Here is a 4470-nt window from a genome sequence, read left to right as displayed (position 1 = left end):
GGTGTACCAAAGGGCTCCAGGTGGAATCATAAAAGAGTTGAGCCCATCTTCGACAGAATAGCCAAATGCCATGAATGGAGTTGTAAGTCCTCCCCTGAACAAACCAAAAGCTACCCTAGCATCAACACTTTCAATCACAACAATGGAAGGGGATGCATCAGGGTTAATAGTATAACTTGGCAGCACAAGGCTATTAATTCCAAGGGAAAGCTCTCCAAAAATGAGTACAGCTACGAAAACAACCAGAGAAACCAAAATGACCTTTTTCACATAAACACCTCCTCTGTTCTTATCTTAACGCTCTTTGATTACTCAGCTTTGTTGTCACAGCAGATTGTACTATGTATTCATTAAGAGCAAATGTTATATAATAAATTACACTGAAACCTCAATCGAATCGGTAATAAGTAGTTCATAAAAATTTCTGTTCTTGATTATTTCTTGAAGTCATCCACCATAAAGAAACGATTTTGATTTTTAGATTATATATCATCAACAAAGGGTAACAGAGGGAAAAGAGGGAGTGTAGCAGTGATTATTTTGCTATTGGATGCACCGCTATTTTATCTGGCTGTATATCAGTTTTTTTCCGGAGAATATATTATGCCCACAATTGTTTTGGCTTTTTCTTTGCTCTCCATTTATAAGAAAAAGTGGCTATATGTCCGAACAATAGCTCTTTCTGTGGGTTTTATTCTATTGTTCTTTTTGGAACACTCTCAGACTGTTGGTTATTTCTTTCCGCTACTCTCCGCAGCGGGCAATCTCCTGCAATTATTTATAAAGTCAAAGTTTTCTGGTTTTGAATTGGAGGGGAAAGAGCAAGCGGGTCAAAGAAAACACTATTTGCTTTTTGCTGTAGTTTCAATTACTGGAGTGATAAGCATTTCAACATTGCTCTTTTTTGAATTTTCCCCGCTGGCTCTGGTATTCTCCTGCGCAACGATAGCCATAATAGTGGGTATCATGAATGTTTATATCAATTCAAGCCTTACCCGAAGCATCTGGAGTTCTTATACGATAAAGCAGCTTATGGCAGGCTATTATGTTCCCTACATGCGTGGTGGCCAAAAGCATCCGTCCAGGTTGCTGGATGATCCGGTGAAAGGGATTGAGGAGGCCAGGGCAAAATTGTTGCTGAAAATGCCAACAGCTTTGAATGTTAAAAACATAGTAAGATTATTAGCGGTGGTGATATTGATTTTAGTTATGTATAGCGCTTTCAAATGGTTTGAGTCTCAATATGGAGAATTCAACACGATACTATTCAGAAACATTGAAGAAAACCTGAAGCTCCTTAACAATGCTGGAGGTGAGTTGTTTTGACAATCTTCTATGATGTAGTTGGATTTATTATTATTGTTGCTGGCGGTTATGCATTTTTCAATACTTTCGATTTTTTAGCACATGAGAATTTTTTGGGCGCTATTTTTTCTTTTCTAAGCGCTGTTATTCTTTTTGTGGGTGGCATTAATTTATTGAAAACATCAATAGCTGCAAAACTGGAAATAATGAAAGAGCGAAAAGAAAAATGATTTTTTCACAGATGATGAGACAATTTGGAGGTTTCTCATGACAGGTTCTTTCAGAACTTTAGCAGATGAGCTGCGGTTTATGGGCGTGCTCAACGATAAAAAACTTTATGAGGCAGTGTGCAAAGTTGATAGACGTGATTTTGTTCTTCCAAAATACCGGGATCTGGCAAAGTATGACCGAGTTCTTCCCAGTTGGGAAGAAGGTGGTAGAATTTTAAGCACTTCTACCCAACCTTCTCTTGCCATAGAAATGATAAAATTGTTGAAAATCTTGAAAGGGTCTAAAGTCCTTGATATAGGCACCGGGACAGGCTATGCAACGGCTATAATGGCTGCTGCCTATATGGATTCCTACATTATTGGTGTTGAGTGGCTTCCCTCTTTAGTTGACGCTGCTCTTAAAAACTTCAAAAAGTATGACCTTCGCAACGTAGAAGTTCATTCCGGTGATGGCTACAACGGATGCATATTACATGCTCCCTTTGATAGGATTATCTCGATGGTAGCTCCCTCGGATATTTCCCCATTCTGGTTCAGACAGTTGAAAGTGGGGGGGATCTTGGTTTCACCTGTTTTTATAAACGCCCTGTACACTCCGGTTATCACCTGCGAGAAAACCACAGAAAGAGATCTTCTCTGTAAAAAATCGATTGATGCTGTGTTCATACCTATGGAACACCACAGTGATAATAGCTTTCCGTTGAAGATTTCTGAAATGCACTTTGAACTGTCAAAAAACAGTCTCATTTGCAAGTCTTCCCGTTAGCTTCTTCGTTTCATTTAACTGCAACTGGGTTCATAGTTAATGCACTTTAAACTCTTTCTGGTTGTTATCGGATTAATATGATTATAGGGGGTGGTCTCATGAAAAAAGTTTTTACTTTGTTATTTTTTGTATTGCTGAGCGTTCATAGCCTATTTGCCCTGGAAATATATGCTGGAAAGGGAATCGAAGGAGTAAAAATGATCACCGTGGAAAATGACCAGACTATCGCTTTAGATTCTCCAATAAGCTTTGTTGAATCAGGTGTAAGAGTGGGAAGTTATCTTTTTCTAGCAATGAGAAATTTTGGCTTTTCCATTCTTGAGGCTGATGGTCTTATATTGCGTAATACGATGTGTGTCGGAGATGTGACGGATATCGCCATAAATATTGAATTTCTCGATCTTTTTGTAGCTGATGGCAGCAGGGGCATTTTACGCTACAAATTCTTCAGACCTGATTTTCTGAAGTTTGTTGAAGTTGTTCCTGTACATGGATGGGTGGTAGATATTGAAGTTTGGAAAGACTATCTCATTGTTGCAACCGATGGTTTTGGGCTGTATTTGTATAAGAAGGTCAATGGATATTTTGAAGAGGTAGATAAGCTTGGAGGTTACGGACTGCCCAAGACCTCCTCTAATTTCTTACCTTCAGAAATGTTTGTGGACAAAAAGGGAAGAATTTTTTTAGCTTCTGGTTTAAAAGGGTTAATCGTGCTCAAAATATATGCTGACAAATTGATTGTTGAAAAGAACATTGGTATCGGATATGCTGATTCCCTTGACTTCTGCAATGAAAAACTGATCGTTGCTGATTTTAAAGGCAAGAGGGTGCTTCTTTTTGACGTCAATGACAACATAAAATTCGCCAAGCAGTTTAATCTTGTTGAAGAGCCGAGAAAGGTAAAACTCATTGAAGACCCATGGACAGAGGAAATGTTTATATTAGCGATCACCGATTCCGGAATTCATCTTAAAAATCTATCAACGGCGGAAGAATCAAGAATTTATGGAACGTATAATTGCATCATTAAACCTTTAATTTATGAACCGTAGATTCAGAGCAAATTCACTGAAATGTCGAGTAGTAAATTTTTCTGAGCGCACCGAAATCTTTAGCAACGTCAAAGCTGAATTCTTTGAAAACTATTTCTACGCTTTCCCTTTCCAATCGGTCCATAAGCAATATGGACTTAGGAAGAGGGAATCTTCCAGATTCCATTTCAAAGCTGACAGTTATCTTCATTATGTTTGGAATATAACCGCCTCCATGGAGCAATCCCATGAATCTTAGCCTGGATTCATTAGGAGTGAGGAAATAAGAAACACTTCCTGATATTTCTTCTTTTTTCCAATCGAAATTTTTTGGATCGGTAAGGCCATTGAAAAATCCAGTCAAGAAATTTCCCAGCAGAGTGAAGTCATCCATAGTTCTGTATTGTTTCCAAGGTTTCCCATCAATAATGCTAAATAGAACATTTTCTCTTTCGAGGAACACAAAAGCAATACCAGAAAGTTCCTCAGGTTCAGTGATTTCCAGGTACCAATCGGAAAAATCGGAAGTCATGAAATTCACGCCAAGCCCAAATTTGATCTCTGTTTCAGTAGCAACTGAAGTATCAATCAGCGAAAATTCAACACATGCTTTTATGGAAAGCTGTTTCTCAAGAGAGAGCCTTTCCAAAAAAAGGGCGAGAGGGTCGAATTCTATCGAAAAAACAGTAATAACAAAGAGTATAAAAAGTGTTGTCAACATCTTTTTCAAGCGATCGCCTCCTAAAGAATCATTATAACATTCCATTTTGAGATGTTATCATAATACCGGGGTGATTCAATGAAGCTGGTTTTACCTGAAAAAATGAAAGAGATAGACAAAAAAACCATAGAAGAATTAGGTGTGCCATCTCTACTATTGATGGAGAGCGCTGCTGCTGCCGTCGAACTTCAGGTGCTTTCCTTTTCCCCGCGTAAGATACTATTACTTTGTGGCCGAGGTAACAACGGTGGTGATGCTTATGCTGCTGGAAGAAAGTTGTTAGCAAGGGGTCTGGAAGTTAGCGCTCTTAGCCTTGGAATGCCTGTCACCAAAGAAGCAAGGCTCAATTACAGATTGTTCAAAGCCTTTGGTGGGAGGGTTTACAAATATACCGAACTCACAAAAAAAACCAGGAGT

At 38.7% G+C, this 4470-nt stretch carries 7 protein-coding genes; 5 read left to right on the top strand and 2 right to left on the bottom strand.

Annotated features, from left to right (window positions below):
• On the bottom strand, window positions 1–270 hold a 270-nt coding region (locus AC3LHT_RS08905), incomplete at its 3' end, for a hypothetical protein (protein WP_488662636.1).
• 333 nt (window positions 271–603) lie between these two features.
• Between AC3LHT_RS08905 and AC3LHT_RS08900 the strand changes: the two genes are divergently transcribed.
• The 4 genes from AC3LHT_RS08900 to AC3LHT_RS08885 all read left to right on the top strand — a co-directional run bounded on the left by AC3LHT_RS08900 (window position 604) and on the right by AC3LHT_RS08885 (window position 3353).
• Window positions 604–1326, top strand: a complete 723-nt coding sequence (locus AC3LHT_RS08900) for a hypothetical protein (protein ID WP_488662635.1) — start codon at window positions 604–606, stop codon at window positions 1324–1326.
• Complete coding sequence (locus tag AC3LHT_RS08895; RefSeq protein WP_290644838.1) at window positions 1323–1535, top strand: hypothetical protein; 213 nt, start codon at window positions 1323–1325, stop codon at window positions 1533–1535. The genes AC3LHT_RS08900 and AC3LHT_RS08895 overlap by 4 nt, the downstream gene beginning before the upstream one ends.
• 37 nt (window positions 1536–1572) lie before the next feature.
• Window positions 1573–2301, top strand: a complete 729-nt coding sequence (locus AC3LHT_RS08890; RefSeq protein WP_488662634.1) for a protein-L-isoaspartate O-methyltransferase family protein — start codon at window positions 1573–1575, stop codon at window positions 2299–2301.
• Window positions 2302–2399: 98 nt separating this feature from the next.
• A complete protein-coding gene (locus tag AC3LHT_RS08885) occupies window positions 2400–3353 on the top strand; it encodes a hypothetical protein (RefSeq protein ID WP_290644842.1) in 954 nt (317 codons plus the stop codon).
• 13 nt (window positions 3354–3366) lie between these two features.
• On the opposite strand, the gene AC3LHT_RS08880 is transcribed toward AC3LHT_RS08885, so the two are convergent.
• Window positions 3367–4062: a hypothetical protein gene (locus tag AC3LHT_RS08880; RefSeq protein ID WP_488662633.1), complete on the bottom strand. Its 696-nt coding sequence runs from the start codon at window positions 4060–4062 to the stop codon at window positions 3367–3369.
• Window positions 4063–4131: 69 nt separating this feature from the next.
• On the opposite strand from AC3LHT_RS08880, the gene AC3LHT_RS08875 reads away from it, so the two are divergent.
• A partial coding sequence (locus tag AC3LHT_RS08875; RefSeq protein ID WP_488662632.1) for an NAD(P)H-hydrate epimerase occupies window positions 4132–4470 on the top strand: 339 nt, incomplete at its 3' end.

The sequence above is a fragment of the Kosmotoga sp. genome, from assembly GCF_982836095.1.
Note: the sequence above shows the minus strand (reverse complement) of the source record. Positions and strands in the feature narration are given on the sequence as shown.

Bases quoted from the DNA above. Each gene is read 5' to 3' on its own strand.
- AC3LHT_RS08900 (WP_488662635.1), top strand. From the start codon at position 604: ATGCCCACAATTGTTTTGGCTTTTTCTTTGCTCTCCATTTATAAGAAA.
- AC3LHT_RS08890 (WP_488662634.1), top strand. From the start codon at position 1,573: ATGACAGGTTCTTTCAGAACTTTAGCAGATGAGCTGCGGTTTATGGGC.
- AC3LHT_RS08885 (WP_290644842.1), top strand. From the start codon at position 2,400: ATGAAAAAAGTTTTTACTTTGTTATTTTTTGTATTGCTGAGCGTTCAT.